Raw genomic sequence first — 21313 nt, forward strand, 5'->3', positions numbered from 1 at the left:
AGGCCTTTATCGCGTCGCTCAGAGCGGGATCGTGTCGTGCTTCTTCCAGCGCGTTTCCACCTGCTTGCCACGCAGCGAGGCGAAGGCGCGGGCGATGCGGCGGCGCGAGGAATGCGGCATGATCACCTCGTCGATGAAGCCGCGCTCGGCGGCGACGAACGGGTTGGCGAAGCGCTCTTCATATTCCCTGGTGCGCGCGGCGATCTTTTCCGGGTCGCCGAGTTCCGAGCGGTAGAGGATTTCCGTCGCGCCCTTGGCGCCCATCACCGCGATCTCGGCGGTCGGCCAGGCGTAGTTGATATCGGCGCCGATATGCTTGGAAGCCATGACGTCATAGGCGCCGCCATAGGCCTTGCGGGTGATCAGCGTCACCATCGGCACGGTGGCCTGGCTATAGGCGAAGAGCAGTTTTGCGCCGTGCTTGATGACGCCGCCATATTCCTGTGCCGTGCCCGGCAGGAAGCCCGGCACGTCGACCAGCGTCAGGATCGGAATGGAGAAGGCATCGCAGAACCGCACGAAGCGGGCGGCTTTGCGCGAGCTGTCGATGTCGAGGCAGCCGGCCAGCACCATCGGCTGATTGGCGACGACGCCCACCGTCTCGCCCTCGATACGCACGAAACCGATGACGATGTTCTTCGCGAAGGCCTCCTGGATCTCGAAGAAATCGCCCTCGTCGGCGATCGCCGTGATCAGTTCCTTCATGTCGTAGGGCTTGTTGGAACTGTCCGGGATCAGCGTGTCGAGCCGTTCCTCCAGTCGTGCCGGATCGTCGTGGAAGGGCCGGAGCGGCGGCTTCTGGCGATTGTTGAGCGGCAGGAAATCGAACAGCGCGCGAACCTGCTCCAGCGTCTCGATGTCGTTTTCATAGGCGCCGTCGGCGACGGAGGATTTTTGCGTGTGGGTGCGCGCACCGCCCAGTTCTTCCGCCGTGACGATCTCGTTGGTCACGGTCTTCACCACATCCGGCCCGGTGACGAACATGTAGGAACTGTCACGCACCATGAAGATGAAATCGGTCATGGCGGGCGAATAGACCGCGCCGCCTGCGCACGGCCCCATGATCACGGAGATCTGCGGCACGACGCCGGAGGCCTCGGCATTGCGCTTGAAGACCTCCGCATAGCCGGCGAGCGAATCCACGCCCTCCTGGATGCGCGCGCCGCCCGAGTCGTTGAGGCCGATGACTGGCGCACCATTCCTCACCGCCATGTCCATGATCTTGCAGATCTTCCTGGCATGGGTCTCTGAGAGCGAGCCGCCGAGCACGGTAAAGTCCTGGCTGAATACATAGACCTGCCGGCCGTTGATCGTGCCCCAGCCCGTCACGACGCCGTCGCCGGCCACCTTCTGCTCGGCCATGCCGAACTCGGTCGCCCGGTGGGTGACGTACATGTCGTATTCCTCGAAGGAGCCCTCGTCGAGCAGCACGTCGAGGCGTTCGCGCGCCGTCAGCTTGCCCTTGGCATGCTGGGCATCGATGCGGCGCTGGCCGCCGCCGATCCGCGCCGCCTCCCGGCGGGCTTCGAGTTGGTCGAGAATTGCGTGCATCGCTCTGTCCGTGTCTGGTTCAACAGGGGGCGTGAAAAATGCCCCGGTCGATCATGCTTAGGCCCAATAGCGGCAGAAATGAACACTTGATCGGGTGCACATGCAAGCGTTACACATTTTGCAAATTAATTTTGCAAAGTTGCAAACATGGCGGCGAACAAGCTCTATATCGGCAGACGGGTGCGCGACCTGCGCCAGGCGAACCGCGCCACACAGGCGCAGTTCGCCGAACGCCTCGGCATTTCCGTCTCCTATCTCAACCAGATCGAAAACAACCAGCGCCCGGTTTCGGCCGGCGTGCTCGTGGCGCTCGCCGAGAAATTCCGCATAGATCTCGCCGAACTCTCGGGCGGCGAAGGCGATCGGCTGGTTTCGGCGCTCTCGGAAACGCTGACGGACACGCTTTTCGACGGCTATTCGCCAAGCTTGCAGGAGCTGAAGCTCGTCACCCAGAACGCACCGGGCTTTGCGCACGCGCTGATCGCCGCGCACCGCGCCTATCGCCACACGTCGGAGCAGCTTGCCAGCATCAACGACACGCTGGGCCGCAGCCCCGCCGCCGTCGAGGCGACCCCCTATGAGGAGGTGCGCGATTTCTTCCATTTCGTCGACAACTATATCGGCGACCTCGATCTGCTGGCCGAACGGCTGGCGGCGGAGATCGGTATCGGCGACGCCGATCCGGGGCCTCTCTTGTCCAGCTATCTCGAACGACAATATGGCGTGCGGATCACGCGTGCCGCGCAAAACGACGATCTCGTGCGCGCCTATGATCCCAAGGCGCGGCTGCTCACGCTGAACTCCTATCTGCCCGCGCCGACCCGCCATTTCCAGATCGCGCTGCAGATCGCCCAGCTCCATGCCGAAACCATCGTCGACAGGGTTGCCGGCGGCGCCGGTTTCCGCACGGCCGAAGCCTATGAGATCTGTCGCATCGGCCTGCACAACTATTTCGCCGGAGCGCTGCTCCTGCCGTATCACAAGTTCATGGAGGCGGCGCGCGAGGTGCGGCACGATCTCGACCTGCTCTCCGCCCGTTTCGGCGCGAGCCTCGAGCAGGTCTGTCACCGGCTGTCGACGCTTCAGCGGCCCGGCCAGAAGGGCGTGCCGATCTTCTTCGCCCGCATCGACCGGGCGGGCAACATCACCAAGCGCCACAGCGCCACACGCCTGCAATTCGCCCGCTTCGGCGCCGCCTGTCCGCTGTGGAATGCCCATCAGGCCTTCGAGAGCCCCGGCCGGATTTCCCGGCAGCTCGCCGAGACGCCGGATGGCGCGCGCTATCTGTGCCTTTCCATGCAGGTCTCGCGCGGTGGCCGGGGCTTCCGCCAGCCGCAGCAGCACTATGCGCTGGCGCTCGGCTGCGAGATCTCCTACGCCGAAAACTTCGTCTATGCCGACGACATGGATCTCAGCAATGCCGGCGCCTACGACCCGATCGGCATTTCCTGCCGCATCTGCGAACGCACCCAATGCGCCAGCCGCGCCGTGCCGCCGCTCAAGGGGCATCTGGTGATCGAACACAACATGCGCCGCACGATCCCCTATTCGATCCGGCCGATGGGAGACGAGTGAGCACGTGCAACGGTCGCAAGCGCGTGCGACATAGTCCCGATGGTCATCGGGCCGTTCAAGCGAGGCGTCGTTTAGGGAGGGTTTCGGGAAAGTGTCAAAGCCCTGAAGATCGAGGCTTTTAAGCTGGTCGGAGTGGAGTGATTCGAACACTCGACCCCCACGTCCCGAACGTGGTGCGCTACCAGACTGCGCTACACTCCGTGACCAGCGGCGCCTCTATAGAACAGGGTTTTGCCTTCGACAAGCGCAAAATATCAAAAAAATCCGCGATCTTGGGGAAAGTGCTGGTGCGCCGGGAAATTTTTCTTCTTGGCGGGAACCGGTTTGCCGTTCTGCCGTTTGGAAGCCCATGGAACAGATCGCCGCCGAGCTCTTCGGAAAGACCGAAATTCCCTATCCCGTCATGCTTTTGCGCATGACGGGCGCCATCATTCTGGGGGCTGTCATCGGCGGGGAGCGCGAATATCGCGATCAGGCGGCGGGGCTGCGCACCCATATCCTCGTGGCGCTCGCGGCCTGCGTCTTCGCGCTGCTTTCCATCGAGAGCGTGCACATGGCCGGCTTTGCCGATGAGCAGGTGCGCATCGATCCCCTGCGCGTCATCGAGGCGGTCACGTCGGGCGTGGCGTTTCTCGCCGCCGGCATGATCGTTTTTTCGCGCGGCGAGGTGCGGGGGCTGACGACGGGCGCCGGCATGTGGCTTGCAGGCGCGGTCGGGCTTGCGGTGGGGCTCGGCTATTGGTTCCTCGCGGTCTTTGCAACGCTCGCCTGCTTTATCGTGCTGTTCATTCTCGGAAAAATCCGTTTCGCCAAGCCGAACGACGGTGACAGTTCGGTGCATAAACATGATTAAAATTATCATGTTTTCACGCCGTCAATCGAAATTCTGTTGCTTTACGAATAAATCGCGCCCTATACCGTCTCTCATCAAAGCCGCGCGTTAAACGTGCGCGCGGCTCCGTATCCGGCCGAGGGCGGCGGAGCGGTCGAGGGGCCTTCGCCGCTCGGACAACGGCCGGTTGCCGGCCGAACCTCCGGCGTCGAACTTTAAAGAGATATTCCCATGCGATCATCGGGCAAGTCCGGTGTGGACGAACTCAGAGCCGTGCTGAAGACGAGTGCCGCTGGCTTCCTCGCCATCGGCCTTTTCAGCTTCTTCGTGAACCTGCTCGTCCTGACCGGGCCGCTCTTCATGCTGCAGATCTACGACCGGGTGCTCGCCTCCCGTTCGGAGGCGACGCTGGTGGCGCTGACCGGCCTCATTGTCGGGCTCTATCTCATCATGGGCGTGCTCGACCATCTGCGCAGCCGCATCGCCGCCCGCATCGGCGCGCGCTTCCAGGCCCGCTTCGACAAACGCGTCTTCAACGCCGTACTCGACCGCGCCACGCTGCACGCGCAGGGTATTTCGACGGTCACCGGCATGCGCGATCTCGATGCCATCCAGAAGGTGCTGTCGTCGCCCGCCGTCTTCACGGCCTTCGACATTCCCTGGACGCCGCTCTTCATCTTCGTCATCTTCACCTTCCACCCCTGGATGGGCATGCTCGGCGTCGTCGGCGGCCTCATCCTCGTTGGGCTCACCTGGCTCAACCAGAACGGCACGAAGGAAGACCAGGAGCGGGCGATGATCGCCGGCCGCCAGTCCGACGAGATGACCCAGACCTTGCAGAAGGAAAGCGACACGGTTCGCGCACTCGGCATGCGCCGCTCCGTCGCCAGCCGCTGGCAGCTCCTGCGCGACAAGGCGCTGGAAGCCAATATCCATTATTCCGACAGCAACGGCTTCTACTCGATCGCTTCCAAGACCTTCCGCGTCTTCCTTCAGTCGGCCATTCTGGCGCTCGGCGCCTATCTGGTGCTGAAGAACGAAATCACCGCCGGCGCGATGATCGCAAGCTCCATCATCATCGGCCGCGCGCTCGCCCCCATCGAGGGCGCCATCGGCCAGTGGGCGCTCATCCAGCGCGCCGTACAGGGCTGGCGCCAGCTCTCCGAGCTTCTGGGCCGCGTGCCGGAGGAAGACGCGCGCACCGCGCTGCCGAAGCCGCGCGCTATCGTCGATGTCGAGCAGGTCACCGTTGTGCCGCCGGGCGAGAAGGTCGCGACGGTGCGCATGCTGAGCTTTGAACTGCGCCCCGGCCAGGCGCTGGGCGTCATCGGCCAGAGCGCGTCGGGCAAGTCGACGCTGGCGCGGGTGCTGACCGGCATCTGGCCGCCCGCTGGCGGCAAGGTGCGCCTGGACGGCGCTTCGCTGGAACAGTATGGCACGGATGGACTTGCCGACCATGTTGGCTACCTGCCGCAGGATGTCGTGCTGTTCGAAGGCACGATTGCCGAAAACATCGCCCGCATGGCGCTCGATCCCGATCCGATGAAGGTGGTGGAAGCGGCCAAGAAGGCCGGTGCGCATGACATGATCCTGCGCCTGCCCGATGGCTACGACACCAAGCTGCCGGCCATGGGCGGCCGTCTCTCGGGCGGCCAGAAGCAGCGCGTCGGCCTCGCCCGTGCGCTCTATGGCGATCCGGTTCTGCTGGTGCTCGACGAGCCGAACTCCAACCTCGACGCCGAGGGCTCGATGGCGCTCAACCTCGCCATCCGCAACATGAAGGCCGAGGGCAAGTCGATCGTCATCATGGCACATCGCCCGGCCGCCATCGAGGAATGCGAGCTCATCCTCATCATGGAAAACGGCCAGCGCCTGGCCTTCGGCCCGCGTGACGACGTTCTGCGCGCGCATCTGCGCAACCATACGCAGGTCGTGGGCGGCACGGGCACCGGCGGCAGCAACAAGTAAGGACAGGACCATGGTTCGGGAAACAGGCTCCAGGGACAGAAAGTGGAGCAGCCGCCGCTATGCGATCGCCGGCTATACGACGGTCTTCGTGCTGCTCGGCGGCATGGGCGCCTGGGCGGCGCTGACGCGCATCAACGGCGCGGTCGTCGCTGCCGGCATCATCGAGGTCGCCGCCAACCGCCAGGTCGTGCAGCACCTGACGGGCGGCGTGGTGGGCGAGATCCGCGTCAAGGAAGGCGATACGGTCAAGGTCGGCGACGTGCTGATGCGCCTCGACGACACGTTCGACCAGTCGGAACTGACCGTCATCGAAGGCCAGCTCTACAGCCTGCTCGGCACGGCGGCGCGGCTTCAGGCCGAACAGGACGACAAGACGGAGATCACCTTCGATCCCGATCTCCTCAAGGCCGTGGCGACCAATCCGGAAGCCGCCGAGATCGTCACCGGCCAGAAGCGGCTGATGGCGGCGCGGGCGGAAACCCGCGACAAGCAGGCCGCGCAGCTTCAGGAAAAGAAGGCGCAGATCGCCAAGCAGAATGAAGGCCTCGAAAGCCGCATCCAGGCGCTGGAAACCCAGGTCAGCCTCATCGGCAAGGAGCTGGACGCGCAGAACAAGCTGCTTGCCCAGTCGCTGACCAATGCCAGCCGTGTTCTCGCCCTTCAGCGTGAAGAGGCGGAAATCCGCGGCACGATCAGCCAAGCCCGCTCCAACATCGCCGAGAACACCGGCCGCGTCGCCGAAATCGAGATCGCCATCCTCAACATCCATTCGACGGTGCGCGAGGAGGCGACGACCTCGCTGCGCGAGATCGAGGCGAAGATCGCCGAGCTCAAGGAGCGCCGCAACGCCAAGCTGGAAACGCTCGGCCGCATGGATATCACGGCCCCCATGTCCGGCGTGGTGCTCGGCATGCAGGTCCATGCGCTGCGCTCGGTCATCCGTCCGGCCGATCCGCTGCTCTACATCATCCCGCAGGAGCAGGACCTCGTCATCTCCACGCAGATCTCGCCGACGCAGATCGACCAGGTCCATGTCGGCCAGATGGCGCATATCCGCTTCGGGGCTTTCGACCACCGCTCGACGCCGGAAATCTTCGGCCATGTCACGAAGGTCGCCGCTGACGTGCTCTCCGACCAGCGCACCGGCGCCACCTTCTACAAGGCGGAAATCAAGCCGGAGGCCGGCGAAATGGCCAAGCTCGGCGACAAGCACGTCATGCCCGGCATGCCGGTCGAAACCTTCATCCAGACCTCGGAACGCTCACCGCTCGAATATCTGGTCAAGCCGCTCGCCGATTACTTCGCCAAGGCGTTCCGCGAACGGTAAGTCCGCTCGGCGGAACCGGTCCATCAAAGCTCAAAGGGCGCCACGGCGCCCTTTGTTATGCCTTGCTCATGGAACAAATTCACCCCTCGGGCATTCCTTTTCCAACAGTCAAAGGGAAAGGAAACTTCAATGGCTCGGGCTTTGATTCTCTGGTTGATGGGCGTTCCGCTCTTCCTCGTCCTCTTGCTCTGGTATTTCTTCTTCTGAGCAAAGACGACAAACAAAAAGGGGCCTTGCGGCCCCTTTTTACGTTCCTGTGCTGACGATTACTCGTCGAGATCCGCAAGGATTTCCGCAGCCCGGCCCGCGCTGGTGTGGCGCACGTCCACGTCGTGGCGGCGGTCGGCGAACAGTTCGGTCGCCATGATCTTTTCGGCGAGATCGGCGGGCAGCGAGAGCAGCACGCGCTGGTCGTCCTTGTGGATGCCACCCAGTTCCGAGCGGCGGCCCGAGATCATGCCGCCGGCCACCGTGTTGTTGGTGTCGGGATCGATCAGGATGAAGGCGCCGGTCGTGCGGTTCTGCTCGTAGGTGTCGAAGATCGCCTGTTCGTCGAAGGTGAGATGCACCTTGCCGATGGCGTTCATGCCGAGCTTGTCGGCCGAGGCCCATTTCGAGGTCTTCGGGTCGAGCTGGCTGATCGGATCGACGGTGACGCGCTGGCGGCGCGAGCCGCTCTTCAGCCAGTAGCGCTTGCCGGGCTCGATGCCTTCCGGCTGGAGGGCCACGAGCTGGGCGTCGAAGCCGCGGCCGGTCATCGGCTGGCTGTCGATGGCGACGATCATGTCGCCGCGCGACACGTCGACCTGGCGGTCGAGCACCAGCGTGATGGCGTCACCCGCGACGGCGGCGTTGCGCACGAGGTCGAAGGTGACGATCTTGGTGACGTTGGCGACCATGCCCGATGGCAGGATGACGACCGAATCGCCCGGCTTCACCGAGCCGCCGGCAACCGTGCCCTGATAGCCGCGAAAACTTTCGCCCGGACGCGAGACACGCTGCACCGGCAGGCGGAAGCCGACCGTCTGGTTGGAGCGGGTGGTGGCCTTTTCCAGCGTCTCGACCAGCGTCGGGCCTTCATACCAGGGCATGGCGGCGCGGCCGTCATAGACGACGTTCTCGCCCTTCAGCGCCGACATCGGGATGGCGGTGATCTGCTTGACGCCGAGCGTCAGCGCGAATTCCTTGAAGTCATGCGTGATCTGCTCGAAGCCGGCGCGGTCGTAGTTCGTCAGGTCGATCTTGTTGATGGCCAGCACGAACTGGCGAATGCCCATCAGCGCGGCGATCGTGGCATGGCGGCGGGTCTGTTCGAGAATCCCAGCGCGGGCATCGATCAGCAGAATGGCGAGATCCGCCGTCGAAGCGCCGGTCGCCATGTTGCGGGTATACTGCTCGTGACCGGGCGTATCGGCGACGATGAACGAGCGGCGGTCGGTCGAGAAGTAACGATAGGCGACGTCGATGGTGATGCCCTGTTCACGCTCGGCCTGCAGACCGTCGAGCAGCAGCGCGAAATCGGGCAGGCCGAGATCGTTCTGCTTGCCGCTGTCGCGGTGCAGCGTCGCGGCCTGGTCTTCCTTGACGGCCTTGGTGTCCCAGAGCAGGCGGCCGATCAGCGTCGACTTGCCGTCGTCGACCGAGCCGCAGGTGATGAGGCGAAGCGGGCGGGAGTCACGGATTGCTTTAGCCGTTTCGAGGGCCGGTTCTTCCACGGTGAAAACCTCGGCGGTTGCGGTGGCGGAAACGGTCATCTCAGAAATACCCTTCGCGTTTCTTCTTTTCCATGGAGCCGGACTGGTCGCGGTCAATCGCGCGGCCCTGGCGTTCGGAGACGGTGGCGGTCTCCAGCTCGGCGATGACGTCGTCGAGCGTCGTGGCATTGGAGCGGATGGCGCCCGTCAGCGGGAAGCAGCCGAGCGTGCGGAAGCGGATAACACCTTCCTGCTTCACTTCGCCGGGCAGCAGTTCGAGGCGCGGGTCCTCGGCCAGGATCATCATGCCGTCACGCTCCACGAAGGGGCGTTTTTCCGCGAAATAGAGCGGCACGATCGGGATATCCTCGGCCTGGATGTAGCGCCAGATATCGACCTCGGTCCAGTTGGACAGCGGGAAAGCGCGCACGCTCTCGCCCTGGCGAATCATGCCGTTATAGACGTTCCACAGCTCGGGACGCTGGTTGCGCGGATCCCAGCGATGATCCGGCGTGCGGAAGGAATAGATGCGCTCCTTGGCGCGCGAGGCTTCCTCGTCGCGGCGGGCGCCGCCGAAGGCCGCGTCGTATTTGCCGGCGTCCAGCGCCTGGCGCAGCGATTCGGTCTTCATGATGTCGGTGTAGAGCGCCGAACCGTGGCTGAACGGCGTGACGTTCTCGGCCGCACCGCGCGGGTTAACGTGCTCGATCAGGTCGAGATCGTATTCCTTCACGATGGCGTCGCGGAAGGCGATCATCTCGGCGAACTTCCAGCCCGTGTTGACGTGCAGGAGCGGGAAGGGCACGCGGCCGGGATAGAAGGCCTTGCGGGCAAGATGCAGCAGAACCGAACTATCCTTGCCGATCGAATAGAGCATCACCGGACGCTCGAATTCGGCGGCGACTTCGCGGAAGATGTGGATGGCTTCGTTTTCCAGCGCCTTCAGATGCGGATCGAGCGGCGGCTTGTGCGGTGCGTTCTGCTTCGCTTCCGCTTCGTGACGGGTATCGGACATGGAAATTCTTACTCCGGATAGGTAGGACGCCTTGGGAGGGCTCGTTCTGGTCAGGCCGCGCTGGGGGCCGGGATGGTTGTGGCTTCGGCGACGTGCAGGCCGCATTCGCGCTTCTCGTCGTTTTCCCACCACCAGCGGCCGGCCCGTTCGGGCTCGCCCGGCTTGATGGCGCGCGTACAGGGTTCGCAGCCGATCGAGGGATAGCCGCGGGCATGCATCGGGTTCACCGGCACGGCATGGTCGGCCACATAGGCCTTGATGCGGTCGATGTCCCAATCCGCCAGCGGATTGATCTTGATCAGGTTGCGCTCGGCGTCGAACTCCGCGAACGGCGTGTCGGCACGGTTGCCGGACTGGCCGCGGCGCAGGCCGGTGATCCAGAAGGATGCCCCTTCGAGTGCGCGCGCAAGCGGCTTCAGCTTGCGCACGCCGCAACAGGCGTGGCGGGCTTCGACGCTGTCGTAGAAGCCGTTGAGGCCGTACTTCGCGGCATAGGCGTCGATATCGTCCTGCGCGGGCACATAGCGGGTGATGCTGATACCGTACTGGCCCTCGGTCTCGTCGATGAGATCGACGGTCTCCTTGAAGAGACGGCCCGTCTCCAGCGTCACGACGTCGATGCCGAGGCGATCGGTGCCGATGGCGGCGGTGATCACCTGGTCCTCGATGCCGAGGCTGGTGGTGAACACGGCGCGCCCGCCGAGCTCGGCCACGAGCGAAAGACGCCCTGCGAGGTCGAGATTGGCGAGCTTGTCATTGAGGGCCTGCGCGGTGCCGTTTCCGGTGAGAGCAGTCATTCTAATCCATAGCCTTTGCGAGAAGTTGCCGGATTATCGCAGGCCGGTCTCCCGGAAGACAGCAAAACGGATTTCCAAAGTTTCAGCGGAGGAGCAAATATCTCTCTTTCCGGCGCTTCCGGCAGAAATCCTGACGCCTCGGCATGGCCGCAAAACTTCCCGAAAAAACTCAGCAAAGAAACTTGACAAAAAAATTCAGATTTAATAGCTGAGTTTTGTATTCAAGTTTATAGCGGGCATCGGGCCCGCAGGGAAGGACTGGGGACCATGGCCATCACGATTACCGCCAACGACGCCAACAAGGACGGCAAGGGCATCGACTTTTCCGCCTATCTGTCGAACTTCAACAAGACCTTCACGCGCGCAGGCTACGGTGGCTTCAACAGCACCGATCCGATGGCGATGAGCGGCACGCAGTACTATTCGAACGACGCCAGCAAGTACGGCGTCGTGCTGACGTCGGGCAAGACGGCGTGGAACTACAACATGTCGACGCACAAGATCACCGGTTCGCTGAACACGGTGGAGTTCGGCAATTCGATCGCCCTCGACAGCAAGACCAACACCTTCAAGATGGTCTCCGACGTGAAGATCGCCGGCCTTGGCGTGACCGACACGACGCTCGGCGGCCAGCTCCTGAGCGACATCATGGGCGGCAAGTCGACGACCGCGGGTGCGACCGCCGGCCTCGTCAAGATCCTGAACGCCAACTCGATCGTCTTCAACGGCAGCACCGGTGATGATGTCTTCTCCGGCTATGCTAAGAACGACACGTTGAATGGGGGCAACGGCAACGACAAGCTCTATGGCAATGGCGGTGCCGACACGCTGAATGGCGGGAACGGCAATGACACGCTGTATGGCGATGCCGGCAATGACACGCTGTCGGGCGGCGCAGGCAACGACAAGCTCTACGGCGGCGCTGGCGACGACACGCTCTCCGGCGGCGACGGCAACGATACGCTGAACGGCGGCGCCGGTATCGACACGTTGCGCGGCGGCAACGGTGACGACTTCCTGTTCGGTTATGCTGGCAACGACAAGCTCTACGGTGATGCCGGCAACGACACGCTGTCGGGTGGCGCAGGCAACGACAAGCTCAATGGCGGTCTCGGCAACGATAGCCTGACCGGCGGCGCAGGTGCCGATACGTTCTACTTCTTCGCCGGTCAGGGCAATGACCGCATCACCGATTTCGAAGCGGGCAAGGCCGGCCTCGATGTCATCCGCCTCGACAAGGCCGTGCTGAAGAACTTCGCCGACGTTCTCAGCCATGCCACGGAAACGCGTGCGGGCGATCTGGTCATCAAGTATGGCGCAGGCTCGATCACTCTCGAGGGCATCGCCAAGGCCGACCTGCACACGAGCGACTTCCTGTTCGCATAAGCCGCCCAGACCTCGGGGTGCTTCAGAAAGCCGGGCGCAAGCCCGGCTTTTTGCTGTCAGGGGCTGTGGTCGGGGTGCAGGACGAGATCGCCCCAGCGCGTGTGCCACAGATCATCCTCATCGACGATGACAAGCTTGCGCCGGTGGATATCGCTTGCAACCATCTGCCGGGCGCTGGCGAGCGCGTCCTCGACGGGCAACGGAACGGTGTCCCGCGCCTGCACGGGGTCCGTTATGAAGGCGCAGGGACCGGCAATGCCGTCGATCAGCGTGATGACGAGATCGGTTTTCGCGCTCACATGGTGGGTGAAACCTTGTGGTAGATGGGCATGGGCTTCCTCCGGAAATGCCCGCCTAAACCCACGCCAATCCCAATCGTTCCAAAGATTTAGCGGTCGCTGACCGCCGCGCGCGGATTGACCCACGGCTCCTGGTTGGAGCGGGCGAGCGGTTGCCTGCCGAGAATGTGGTCCGCTGCCTTCTCGCCGGTCATGATCGATGGCGCATTGAGGTTGCCATAGGTCACATGCGGGAAGATCGAACTGTCGGCGACCCGCAGTCCGTCGACGCCGATGACGCGGGTTTCCGGATCGACCACCGCCATAGGGTCGCTTGCCGCGCCCATGCGGCAGGTGCCGGAGGGATGATAGGCGCTTTCCAGATGCTCGCGCAGGAAGGCATCGATCTGGTCGTCCGTCTGCACTTTCTCGCCCGGCTGGATTTCCGGTCCGCGGAAATCGTCGAAAGCCTTCTGGCCGAAGATTTCGCGGGTGAGGCGCACGCAGTGGCGGAATTTGATCCAGTCTTCCTCGTGGCTCATATAGTTGAACTTGATGACCGGGTCGGCCATCGGATCGGCGGAGCGCAGGGTCACGTTACCGCGCGACTTCGACAGATTGTAGCCGACATGCACCTGGAAGCCGTGGCTCTTCGCCGCCGCCTTGCCGTCATAGGAGATGGCGACGGGCAGGAAGTGATACTGGATATCCGGTTGCTTCAGCCCCGGTGCGGAGCGCAGGAAGGCGCAGGCCTCGAACTGGTTGGAGGCGCCGAGACCGCCCTTGGAGAGCAGCCATTGCGCGCCCGCCACGCCCTGCCAGAACCACGGCAGCCAGGAATAGAGCGAGACCGGCTTGGTGGAAACCTGCTGGAAGTAGAATTCCATATGGTCCTGCAGGTTGGCGCCGACGCCGGGACGGTCGACCTTCACCTCGATCCCCATGTCCTTCAGGTGCTGCGCCGGGCCGATGCCCGAGAGCATCAGCAGCTTCGGCGAGTTGAAGGAGGAGGCCGAGACGATGACCTCCTTGTTGGCCCTCACCACCTCGATCTTGCCGCCGCGCTCGATCTCGACGCCGACGGCCCGGCCGTTCTCGATGATGATCTTGCGCGCAAAGCAGCGCACCAGCGAGACGTTCGGCCGCTTCAGGGCGGGGCGCAGGTAGGCGTTCGCCGCAGACCAGCGCCGGCCGTTGTAGATCGTCTGCTCCATCAGGCCGAAACCTTCCTGCTTGGAGCCGTTGTAATCCTCCGTCGTCTCGAAACCGGCCTGCTGGCCGGCCTGGATGAAGGCATGGAAGAGTGGGTTCGTCACCGGACCACGGCGCACATGCAGCGGCCCGTTGGTACCGCGCCAGCCGGCCTCGCCGCCCAGCGACGTCTCCAGCCGTTTGTAATAGGGCAGCACGTCCGCATAGGCCCAGCCCTGCGCGCCAAGCTCTTCCCAGCGGTTGAAATCCTCGGCATGGCCGCGCACATAGACGAGGCCGTTGATGGAGGACGATCCGCCGATCACTTTCCCGCGCGGCGCGGTGATGCGCCGGTTGTTGAGATGCGGCTCGGGCTCGGAGAGGTAGCCCCAGTTATAGCGCTTCATGCTCATCGGCCAGGCGAGTGCTGCCGGCATCTGGATGAACGGCCCGATATCCGAGCCGCCATATTCGAGCACCATGACCCTATGCTTGCCATCCTCCGAGAGGCGATAGGCAATGGCCGAGCCGGCCGAGCCGGAGCCGATGATGATGTAGTCTGCGTTCTGCATGGCGGTCCCCAGCCAATGTTCTTCCAACGCCCTTTACGGGGCGAAATCTCAATACGGCGCCTCGACCTTGCCCATCGACACGTAAACCGTCTTCAGCTCCGAATAGTGCTCCAGCGCCGCCAGCGAGTTTTCGCGGCCGAAGCCGGATTGCTTGGAGCCGCCGAAGGGGATTTCCACGGGGGCGAGGTTGTAGGCGTTGATCCACAGCGTGCCTGCCTCCAGCTGATCGACGACGCGGTGGGCGCGGGTGATGTCGGCGGTGAAGACGCCGCCGGAGAGGCCGAATTCGGTCGCGTTGCCGCGTTCGATGACCTCGTCCTCATGGTCGAAATCGAGCACGCACATGACGGGGCCGAAGATTTCCTCGCGGGCGATGATCATGTCGTCGGTGACATCGGCAAAGACGGTCGGCTGGATGTAGTAGCCTTCGGCCGAAACGTCGTTCGGAATGCCGCCGCCGGTCAGCAGCGTCGCGCCTTCGGCCTTGCCCTTTTCGATATAGTCCATGACCTTGTCGCGCTGCGCCTTGGAGACCATCGGGCCGAGCTGGGTCGCCTCGTCCATCGGGTCGCCGATGACGATTTTCTCCGTACGTTCTTTCAGACGAGACAGGAACCTGTCCTTGATGCCCTTCTGTACGAAGACGCGGGTGCCGTTCGAGCAGACCTGGCCGGTCGAATAGAAGTTGCCGAGCATTGCGCCACCGATGGCGCTTTCGAGATCGGCGTCGTCGAAGACGATGAGCGGCGACTTGCCGCCGAGTTCCATCGTGACGTGCTTGAGGTCGGAAGCCGCAGCCCCCGCCACCTTCTTGCCCGTCGGCACGGAGCCAGTGAGCGAGACCTTGGCAACGTCCTTGTGGTTGACGAGCAGCGGCCCCGTCGAGCGGTCACCCTGGATGACGTTGTAGAGACCCTTCGGCAGGCCGGCTTCGACAAGGATTTCCGCGATCTTCAGCGCGCCGAGCGGCGTGTTTTCCGAGGGCTTGAAGACCATGGCATTGCCGCAGACCAGCGCCGGCGCGCCCTTCCAGCAGGCGATCTGCTGCGGATAGTTCCAGGCGCCGATGCCGACGCAGACACCGAGCGGCACGCGCTTGGTGAAGGCGAAATCCTGGCCGAGCGGGATATAGTCGCCGTTGAGACCGGCCGCCGCGATGCCGCCGAAGAATTCGAAGGCATCGGCGCCCGAGGTCGGGTCGGCGACGATGGTTTCCTGGATGGGTTTGCCGGTATCGAGCGTTTCGAGTTCGGACAGCTCGCGATTGCGCTCGCGCATGATCTCGGCGGCGCGTTTGAGGATGCGGCCGCGCGCCGTCGGGCTCATCGCGGCCCATTCCTTCTGGGCGCGCTTGGCGGATGCGATCGCCTTTTCGACGATCGCGGGCGTTGCGGCATGGAGCTTGGCGATCACCTCGCCGGTAGCGGGGTAGAGGCTTTCGAAGGGCGTGCCGGCTGTGTCTTCGACATACTCGCCGTCGATGAAATGCGAGGCTTTGGGTTGGGCTCTCATCTTATTCTCCCCGCGGATAGCGTTTGGATTCCTCGAGATTGTCGAGGTTCATGTGGTTGCGCATGTAGCGTTCGGATGCCTTTTGCAGCGGCTGGTGGTCCCAGGGGTAATAGGCGCCGTTCCTCAACGCCTCATAGACCACCCAGCGCCGCGCCTGGCTTTCGCGCACGGCGGCGTCGAATTCGGCCATGTCCCAGCGCGCCTCGCGCATCTGCCGGAAGGCGGCGAGTGTCGCCTGGATGACTGTGTCTTCCGACGTGGCGAGGTTGGTGAGTTCGTGCGGATCGGCCTCGAGGTCGTAAAGCTGCTCGGGGTCGAGTTCGCAGTGAATGTATTTCCACTTGCCCTCGCGGATGCCGACGATCGGCGCGTAGGAGGCTTCCGCCGCATATTCCATCAGCACGGGCGAGATGCGCTCCGCGCCGTTGATGATCGGCAGCAGGCTTTCGCCATCCGTCCAGGGCATCACCTCGTCCATGGAAATGCCGGCGAGATCGCAGAGCGTCGGCGTCACATCGAGATTGGAGGAGGGGGCAAGATGCAGGCCGGGTGTTACGCCGGGGCCGGCGACCATCAGGGGCACGCGGGCAGACCCCTCGAAGAAGTTCATCTTGAACCACAGGCCGCGCTCGCCGAGCATGTCGCCATGATCGGAGCAGAAGAAGATCAGCGTGTTGTCGAGCATGCGGGTGCGCGTCAGCGTATCGACAAGCTCGCCGACCTTTTCGTCGAGATAGGAAATGTTGGCGAAATAGGCCTGGCGCGAGCGGCGCACATGCTCGCCGTTGATGGCGAACTTGGCATAGTCGCAGGAATGCAGGATGCGGGCGGAATGCTGATCCTGCTCGTCCAGCATTCCGACATCGGGCAAGAGGTGCTCGCAATCCTCATAGAGGTCCCAGAATTTTTTGCGCGCGACATAGGGATCGTGCGGGTGGGTGAAGGAGACGGTCACGCACCACGGGCGGCGATACTGGTCGTCGTTGTCGCGCGAGAGCTGGTAGAGTTTCTGGTTGGCGAGGAAGGCGACCTCGTCGTCATATTCCATCTGGTTGGTGATTTCGGCGACACCCGCGCCCGTCACCGAGCCCATATTGTGATACCACCAGTCGATGCGCTCGCCCGGCTTGCGATAATCCGGCGTCCAGCCGAAATCGGCCGGGTAGATATCGGTGGTCAGCCGCTCCTCGAAACCATGCAGCTGGTCAGGCCCGACGAAATGCATCTTGCCCGACAGCGCCGTGTAGTAACCGGCGCGGCGCAGGTGGTGCGCGAAGGTCGGGATGGAGGAGACGTATTCGGCCGCATTGTCATAGACCCGCGTGCGGCTCGGCAGCTGGCCGGCCATGAAGGAGGCGCGGGCCGGCGCGCAGAGCGGCGAGGACGTGTAGTTGTTGCGGAAGCGCGCCGAGCGGGCGGCGAGCGCCTTCATATTCGGCGCATAAAGCCAGTCCGCCGGCCCATCGGGGAAAAACGTCCCGTTGAGCTGGTCGACCATGATGATCAGGATATTCGGCTTGCTGGCGGTCACGGACAGGTCCTTGGAAAATGAAATCAGAATTAGCGTTTCTCTGTGACAGACACTCGCCGGCCCGCGTCGGGTAAAGCAGCACCCGCGACAGCGGCAAGCTGTGCATCCACGTAGCTCTCGGTTAGCGCGATCGAGGTGGCGATGCTGACCGGTGCGGAGCGCAAGCCCTGCCGCAGGTATAGCCCGTCGATCATCGCCGCGGCACCATCGGCGATTTGCGCGGCGTTCTCAGCCGCGCAGAGCTGCTTGAGGCTGGAGAGCAGGCTGGAATTCAGCCGCCGCGCATAGACGACGAGCAGCCGACGAACCGCCTCGGAACGCTGCGCCTCGGAATAGAAGGCAAGCCACGCGGCCACCGTTTCCGGCGCAAACTGATGCGCCTGGAAATTCACGCGGATAACCGCCGAGAGCCGTTCCCGCGGCGTGCGCGCCTCCCTGAGGGCCGCCACGGCGTCCGTGCGTAATTGGCGCAGCAGGCTGCGGATCGTCTCGATGACCAGCTGTTCCTTGGAGCCGAAATAGTGATGGGCAAGCGCCGGCGACACGCCGGCATGGCGGGCGATTTCCGACATGGTCACGGTCAGCGAGCCGTGATCGCCGACCGCTCTCAGCGTCGCGTCCACCAGCGCCTTGCGGCGCACCGGCTCCATCCCAACCTTCGGCATGTCATTCCCCTGATTTTTATCAAGCGTATTTTTAATTGATCGATCAATCAATAAAAATCTTCGGCGTCGGCAGGAGTTCAATCAGATGTCGCAAAGGCGCATTATTTCGTGTTAGGCTGGTTTTGTTTTCATTCAATTTTCGAGGTGCGTCATGGTCCTCTCTCCCGGAATGAACCCATTCTCCGACGTCCGCGCCAAATGGGGCTGGTTCGTCGCCCTCGGCGTCGTCCTGCTCGTTTTCGGCGGCATCGCGGCAGCCAATCTCTTCATCGCGACGGTCGCCTCGGTCTACTATGTCGGCATGTTGATGATCGTCGGCGGCGCCGTGCATCTTGCCCATGCCTTCGAGGTCAAAGCCTGGCGCGAGACGATCGCTTGGGCGCTGAGCGCGCTGCTTTATCTGGCAGCCGGCGTGCTCGCCTTCGTCAACCCGGTGCTGACCTCCGCCGTCCTGACCCTGCTGATGGCCGCGGCCCTGCTCGTCGCCGGCGTCTTCCGCATCTTCGCGGCCTGGCGCGTGCGCCCGGAAAAGGGTTGGGGCTGGCTGATGGCGGGCGGCATTGTCACCGCGCTTGCGGGTCTCGTCTTCCTGCTCGGTTGGCCGGTCAACAGCCTGTGGCTGCTCGGCCTTTTCCTCGCCTTCGATCTCGCCATGCAGGGCTGGGCGCTCATCGGTTTCGGCCTTGCGCTGCGCAAATAAGCGCTGCCCTTTACCTCCCGCCGCCATCGGCCCATCATGCCGGCGGGAGGATTCTTCATGGACGTTTCCATCATCGGCTGGGCGCATACGCGCTTCGGCAAGCTCGAAGGCGAGACGGTCGAGAGCCTGGTCGTGACCGTTGCGCGCGAGGCGATCGCCCATGCGGGGCTTGCGGCCGGCGATATCGACGAGATCGTGCTCGGTCATTTCAACGCCGGTTTCTCGCCGCAGGATTTTACCGCGAGCCTCGTGCTGCAAGCCGATAACGCCTTGCGCTTCAAGCCGGCGACGCGGGTGGAAAATGCCTGCGCCACGGGCTCGGCCGCCGTGCACCAGGGCATCCGTGCCATCCGCGCCGGTGCCGCACGCCATGTGCTGGTCGTCGGTGTCGAGCAGATGACGAAGACGCCCGCCGCCGAGATCGGCGCGAACCTGTTGAAAGCCTCCTATCTACCCGAGGACGGCGACACGCCGGCCGGTTTTGCCGGCGTCTTCGGCCGCATCGCCTCCGCCTATTTCCAGCGCCACGGCGACCAGTCCGATGCGCTTGCCGCCATCGCCGCCAAGAACCATAAAAACGGCGTCGCCAATCCCTATGCCCAGATGCAGAAGGACCTCGGCTTCGATTTCTGCCGCACCGAAAGCGAGAAGAACCCCTTCGTCGCCGGGCCGCTGAAACGCACCGATTGCTCGCTGGTCTCCGACGGCGCCGCCGCCTTGGTGCTAGCCTCTTCCGATGCCGCCGCCAGCGCGCCGCGGGCCATAACCTTCCGCGCCGCCGCGCATGTGCAGGATTTCCTGCCGATGTCGAAGCGCGACATCCTGATGTTCGAGGGCTGCACGGAAGCGTGGCGGCAGGCGCTGGCGCAGGCCGGCGCCACGCTCGGCGATCTCTCCTTCGTCGAAACCCATGACTGCTTCACCATCGCCGAGCTGATCGAATACGAAGCGATGGGCCTTGCCAGGCCGGGCGAGGGCGGCAGACTGGCGCTCTCGGGTGAAACCGCGAAAGACGGCCGCCTGCCGATCAATCCCTCCGGCGGCCTGAAATCGAAGGGGCATCCGATCGGCGCGACCGGCGTTTCCATGCATGTGCTGACGGCCATGCAGCTTGCCGGCGAGGCAGGTGGCATCCAGGTGCCGGGCGCCACGCTTGGCGGCCTCTTCAACATGGGCGGGGCGGCCGTCGCGAACTATGTCTCCATCCTCGAACGGAAGCACTGAGACGAGGGCGACCTATGCGACCGCCTTTGCCACCAGATCAGGGTGCTGCCCGATCACCCGCACATAGGCGACGGCGAAATCCGGGGCGGTCGCGCGGGCCTGTTCCCAGTCGCGCAAGGTCCCGACCGGCACACGGAAGCGATCCGCGAATTCGGTCTGGGACAAGCCGAGCGCGGTTCTGGTCCTGCGGATCAGCCGTGCGCGCTGGCCGCGGTTCATCGCCTCGACCGTGATATCGAAATCCTCCGGATCCGCTGGATCAGAGGGAAGAATGATAGGCGTTTTCTTCACCCTTGTTGCTCCTTCTCACCGAAATGAAGCGGGGTAGATCGTCCCGCCAGACAAAAATACCGGTAAACAGCCTCTCTTCCACGCTACCGATCACCTTGACTCGTTCTTCGCCGTCTTCCGGGCGAAGAGAGGGAAGGATCAGATGATTGCCATCCTCGAAGAGCCCATCGCCGAAGCCCAGGGAAACTCCGTGCTTCTCTCGGTTGACGGCGTCCTTTGCGGGATCGAACCTGTTCGACATAAGGGAATCATACTGGAATTCCGTAGGGATTCAAATGGAAATACGGGATTCCCGTAGTGTGCCGGAATGTGGGGACAATCGACATGAACTATCTGATCGTCTTTTTGGGTGCAGGCATGGGCGGGGCCGGCCGGCATGGGGTGAATGTGCTGGCGGCAAAGCTGTTCGGTACGCATTTTCCCATGGGCACCTTGATCATCAACGTGTTGGGCTGCTTGCTGATGGGCCTGATCGCCGGCGTCTTCGCCTTCAAGGTCAGCCTGCCGCAGGAGGCGCGGCTGTTTCTGACCACCGGCATCCTCGGCGGCTTCACCACCTTCTCCGCCTTTTCGCTCGATGCGGCCCTGCTCTGGGAGCGCGGCGAGATGGGGCTGGCAGCACTTTATGTCGGCGCGTCGGTTTTTGTTTCGCTGCTGGCGGTCGCCGCCGGACTTGCGCTGACGCGGGTCATGCTCGCGGGAGGTGCAGTGTGAAGGCCTTTCTGACCTCCTGGCAGGTCTGGGCGCTCGGCTCGGCAGTCTTCGCCGCCCTCACGGCGATTTTCGCCAAGATCGGCATATCAGACGTCAATTCCGACTTCGCCACCTTCGTGCGCACCGTGGTCATCCTGCTGGCCATCGCCGTCATGCTGACGCTCGCCGGCAACTGGCAGGCGCCCGGCACGGTGCCGGTGAAGAGCTGGATCTTCCTCATTCTCTCGGGTCTGGCGACCGGCGCCTCCTGGCTCTGCTATTTCCGCGCGCTACAGATCGGCAAGGCCGCGCAGGTCGCACCGGTCGACAAGCTCTCCGTCGTGCTCGTTGCCGTTTTCGCTGTCCTTTTCCTCGGCGAGCAGCTTTCGACCACGCACTGGATCGCGGTTGCGATGATTGGCGGTGGCGCACTGCTGCTTGCCTTGCCCATATGAGGAATTTCTTTTTCAACCCTTTGTAGTCGTTGCAGTTTCATAGAATTGTCACACTA

20 protein-coding genes and 1 tRNA gene are annotated in these 21313 nt (G+C 63.4%); 9 read left to right on the forward strand and 12 right to left on the reverse strand.

What is annotated here, in order from left to right; translation table 11 throughout:
• Window positions 1-18: 18 nt before the first annotated feature.
• A complete protein-coding gene (locus ACOZK4_RS08580) occupies window positions 19-1551 on the reverse strand; it encodes an acyl-CoA carboxylase subunit beta (RefSeq protein WP_421591522.1) in 1533 nt (510 codons plus the stop codon).
• A gap of 147 nt (window positions 1552-1698) precedes the next feature.
• Here ACOZK4_RS08580 and ACOZK4_RS08585 point away from each other — a divergent pair, with 147 nt between their 5' ends.
• Complete coding sequence (locus tag ACOZK4_RS08585) at window positions 1699-3126, forward strand: helix-turn-helix domain-containing protein (protein WP_421591523.1); 1428 nt, start codon at window positions 1699-1701, stop codon at window positions 3124-3126.
• A gap of 124 nt (window positions 3127-3250) precedes the next feature.
• Here ACOZK4_RS08585 and ACOZK4_RS08590 read toward each other — a convergent pair.
• Window positions 3251-3327, reverse strand: a tRNA-Pro gene (locus ACOZK4_RS08590).
• 148 nt (window positions 3328-3475) lie between these two features.
• Between ACOZK4_RS08590 and ACOZK4_RS08595 the strand changes: the two genes are divergently transcribed.
• The 3 genes from ACOZK4_RS08595 (at window position 3476) to ACOZK4_RS08605 (ending at window position 7253) form a co-directional block, all read left to right on the forward strand.
• Complete coding sequence (locus ACOZK4_RS08595) at window positions 3476-3979, forward strand: MgtC/SapB family protein (RefSeq protein WP_421591524.1); 504 nt, start codon at window positions 3476-3478, stop codon at window positions 3977-3979.
• A 210-nt stretch (window positions 3980-4189) separates the two neighbouring features.
• On the forward strand, window positions 4190-5926 hold the full coding sequence (locus ACOZK4_RS08600; RefSeq protein ID WP_421591525.1) for a type I secretion system permease/ATPase: 1737 nt from the start codon (window positions 4190-4192) through the stop codon (window positions 5924-5926).
• A 10-nt stretch (window positions 5927-5936) separates the two neighbouring features.
• Window positions 5937-7253 (forward strand): HlyD family type I secretion periplasmic adaptor subunit, encoded by a 1317-nt coding sequence (locus tag ACOZK4_RS08605; protein ID WP_313529024.1) that lies wholly within the window; start codon window positions 5937-5939, stop codon window positions 7251-7253.
• A gap of 266 nt (window positions 7254-7519) precedes the next feature.
• On the opposite strand, the gene cysN is transcribed toward ACOZK4_RS08605, so the two are convergent.
• Genes cysN through ACOZK4_RS08620 form a run of 3 tightly spaced genes read right to left on the reverse strand, consistent with a single transcriptional unit; the run spans window position 7520 to window position 10759 of the window.
• The gene (gene cysN / locus ACOZK4_RS08610; RefSeq protein WP_421591526.1) at window positions 7520-9007 is read right to left on the reverse strand and encodes a sulfate adenylyltransferase subunit CysN; all 1488 of its coding nucleotides are present in this window, start codon (window positions 9005-9007) and stop codon (window positions 7520-7522) included.
• 1 nt (window position 9008) lies between these two features.
• The gene (cysD, locus tag ACOZK4_RS08615; RefSeq protein ID WP_421591527.1) at window positions 9009-9962 is read right to left on the reverse strand and encodes a sulfate adenylyltransferase subunit CysD; all 954 of its coding nucleotides are present in this window, start codon (window positions 9960-9962) and stop codon (window positions 9009-9011) included.
• A gap of 50 nt (window positions 9963-10012) precedes the next feature.
• Window positions 10013-10759 (reverse strand): phosphoadenylyl-sulfate reductase, encoded by a 747-nt coding sequence (locus tag ACOZK4_RS08620; RefSeq protein ID WP_421591528.1) that lies wholly within the window; start codon window positions 10757-10759, stop codon window positions 10013-10015.
• A gap of 267 nt (window positions 10760-11026) precedes the next feature.
• On the opposite strand from ACOZK4_RS08620, the gene ACOZK4_RS08625 reads away from it, so the two are divergent.
• Window positions 11027-12145: a calcium-binding protein gene (locus tag ACOZK4_RS08625; protein WP_421591529.1), complete on the forward strand. Its 1119-nt coding sequence runs from the start codon at window positions 11027-11029 to the stop codon at window positions 12143-12145.
• A 56-nt stretch (window positions 12146-12201) separates the two neighbouring features.
• On the opposite strand, the gene ACOZK4_RS08630 is transcribed toward ACOZK4_RS08625, so the two are convergent.
• From ACOZK4_RS08630 to betI, 5 genes are all read right to left on the reverse strand, one after another.
• A complete protein-coding gene (locus tag ACOZK4_RS08630; RefSeq protein WP_421591530.1) occupies window positions 12202-12444 on the reverse strand; it encodes a hypothetical protein in 243 nt (80 codons plus the stop codon).
• Between the two features lie 89 nt (window positions 12445-12533).
• Window positions 12534-14186: a choline dehydrogenase gene (betA, locus tag ACOZK4_RS08635; RefSeq protein ID WP_421591531.1), complete on the reverse strand. Its 1653-nt coding sequence runs from the start codon at window positions 14184-14186 to the stop codon at window positions 12534-12536.
• A gap of 48 nt (window positions 14187-14234) precedes the next feature.
• On the reverse strand, window positions 14235-15698 hold the full coding sequence (gene betB, locus ACOZK4_RS08640; RefSeq protein ID WP_421591532.1) for a betaine-aldehyde dehydrogenase: 1464 nt from the start codon (window positions 15696-15698) through the stop codon (window positions 14235-14237).
• 1 nt (window position 15699) lies between these two features.
• Window positions 15700-17229, reverse strand: coding sequence for a choline-sulfatase (gene betC / locus ACOZK4_RS08645; protein WP_421591533.1), 1530 nt, complete (start codon window positions 17227-17229; stop codon window positions 15700-15702).
• Between the two features lie 29 nt (window positions 17230-17258).
• A complete protein-coding gene (gene betI / locus ACOZK4_RS08650) occupies window positions 17259-17894 on the reverse strand; it encodes a transcriptional regulator BetI (RefSeq protein ID WP_421591534.1) in 636 nt (211 codons plus the stop codon).
• Window positions 17895-18045: 151 nt separating this feature from the next.
• Here betI and ACOZK4_RS08655 point away from each other — a divergent pair, with 151 nt between their 5' ends.
• Both ACOZK4_RS08655 and ACOZK4_RS08660 read left to right on the forward strand, forming a co-directional pair.
• Window positions 18046-18594 carry an HdeD family acid-resistance protein gene (locus ACOZK4_RS08655; RefSeq protein ID WP_421591535.1) on the forward strand — a complete coding sequence of 183 codons (549 nt, stop codon included), beginning with the start codon at window positions 18046-18048 and terminating at the stop codon, window positions 18592-18594.
• Window positions 18595-18651: 57 nt separating this feature from the next.
• Entirely contained in the window at window positions 18652-19818 is a 1167-nt protein-coding gene (locus ACOZK4_RS08660; RefSeq protein WP_421591536.1) for an acetyl-CoA acetyltransferase, read from the forward strand.
• 12 nt (window positions 19819-19830) lie between these two features.
• On the opposite strand, the gene ACOZK4_RS08665 is transcribed toward ACOZK4_RS08660, so the two are convergent.
• Both ACOZK4_RS08665 and ACOZK4_RS08670 read right to left on the reverse strand, forming a co-directional pair.
• On the reverse strand, window positions 19831-20109 hold the full coding sequence (locus ACOZK4_RS08665) for a helix-turn-helix domain-containing protein (protein WP_421591537.1): 279 nt from the start codon (window positions 20107-20109) through the stop codon (window positions 19831-19833).
• Window positions 20078-20350 (reverse strand): BrnT family toxin, encoded by a 273-nt coding sequence (locus ACOZK4_RS08670; protein WP_421591538.1) that lies wholly within the window; start codon window positions 20348-20350, stop codon window positions 20078-20080. Before ACOZK4_RS08670 ends, ACOZK4_RS08665 begins: the two co-directional genes overlap by 32 nt.
• An 83-nt stretch (window positions 20351-20433) precedes the next feature.
• Here ACOZK4_RS08670 and crcB point away from each other — a divergent pair, with 83 nt between their 5' ends.
• Together crcB and ACOZK4_RS08680 are read left to right on the forward strand one after the other, a co-directional pair.
• Window positions 20434-20823 carry a fluoride efflux transporter CrcB gene (gene crcB, locus ACOZK4_RS08675; RefSeq protein WP_313529067.1) on the forward strand — a complete coding sequence of 130 codons (390 nt, stop codon included), beginning with the start codon at window positions 20434-20436 and terminating at the stop codon, window positions 20821-20823.
• The gene (locus ACOZK4_RS08680) at window positions 20820-21257 is read left to right on the forward strand and encodes an EamA family transporter (RefSeq protein WP_421591539.1); all 438 of its coding nucleotides are present in this window, start codon (window positions 20820-20822) and stop codon (window positions 21255-21257) included. Before crcB ends, ACOZK4_RS08680 begins: the two co-directional genes overlap by 4 nt.
• The last annotated feature ends 56 nt before the right edge of the window (window positions 21258-21313 follow it).

The sequence above is a fragment of the Shinella sp. M27 genome, assembly GCF_049199905.1.
Classification (GTDB): domain Bacteria; phylum Pseudomonadota; class Alphaproteobacteria; order Rhizobiales; family Rhizobiaceae; genus Shinella.

Excerpts from the sequence above, each read along its gene's own strand:
- ACOZK4_RS08580 (WP_421591522.1), bottom strand. The coding sequence starts at position 1,551 with ATGCACGCAATTCTCGACCAACTCGAAGCCCGCCGGGAGGCGGCGCGG.
- ACOZK4_RS08585 (WP_421591523.1), top strand. The coding sequence starts at position 1,699 with ATGGCGGCGAACAAGCTCTATATCGGCAGACGGGTGCGCGACCTGCGC.
- ACOZK4_RS08595 (WP_421591524.1), top strand. The coding sequence starts at position 3,476 with ATGGAACAGATCGCCGCCGAGCTCTTCGGAAAGACCGAAATTCCCTAT.
- ACOZK4_RS08600 (WP_421591525.1), top strand. The coding sequence starts at position 4,190 with ATGCGATCATCGGGCAAGTCCGGTGTGGACGAACTCAGAGCCGTGCTG.
- ACOZK4_RS08605 (WP_313529024.1), top strand. The coding sequence starts at position 5,937 with ATGGTTCGGGAAACAGGCTCCAGGGACAGAAAGTGGAGCAGCCGCCGC.
- cysN (WP_421591526.1), bottom strand. The coding sequence starts at position 9,007 with ATGACCGTTTCCGCCACCGCAACCGCCGAGGTTTTCACCGTGGAAGAA.
- cysD (WP_421591527.1), bottom strand. The coding sequence starts at position 9,962 with ATGTCCGATACCCGTCACGAAGCGGAAGCGAAGCAGAACGCACCGCAC.
- ACOZK4_RS08620 (WP_421591528.1), bottom strand. The coding sequence starts at position 10,759 with ATGACTGCTCTCACCGGAAACGGCACCGCGCAGGCCCTCAATGACAAG.
- ACOZK4_RS08625 (WP_421591529.1), top strand. The coding sequence starts at position 11,027 with ATGGCCATCACGATTACCGCCAACGACGCCAACAAGGACGGCAAGGGC.
- betA (WP_421591531.1), bottom strand. The coding sequence starts at position 14,186 with ATGCAGAACGCAGACTACATCATCATCGGCTCCGGCTCGGCCGGCTCG.
- betB (WP_421591532.1), bottom strand. The coding sequence starts at position 15,698 with ATGAGAGCCCAACCCAAAGCCTCGCATTTCATCGACGGCGAGTATGTC.
- betI (WP_421591534.1), bottom strand. The coding sequence starts at position 17,894 with ATGCCGAAGGTTGGGATGGAGCCGGTGCGCCGCAAGGCGCTGGTGGAC.
- ACOZK4_RS08655 (WP_421591535.1), top strand. The coding sequence starts at position 18,046 with ATGGTCCTCTCTCCCGGAATGAACCCATTCTCCGACGTCCGCGCCAAA.
- ACOZK4_RS08660 (WP_421591536.1), top strand. The coding sequence starts at position 18,652 with ATGGACGTTTCCATCATCGGCTGGGCGCATACGCGCTTCGGCAAGCTC.
- ACOZK4_RS08670 (WP_421591538.1), bottom strand. The coding sequence starts at position 20,350 with ATGTCGAACAGGTTCGATCCCGCAAAGGACGCCGTCAACCGAGAGAAG.
- crcB (WP_313529067.1), top strand. The coding sequence starts at position 20,434 with ATGAACTATCTGATCGTCTTTTTGGGTGCAGGCATGGGCGGGGCCGGC.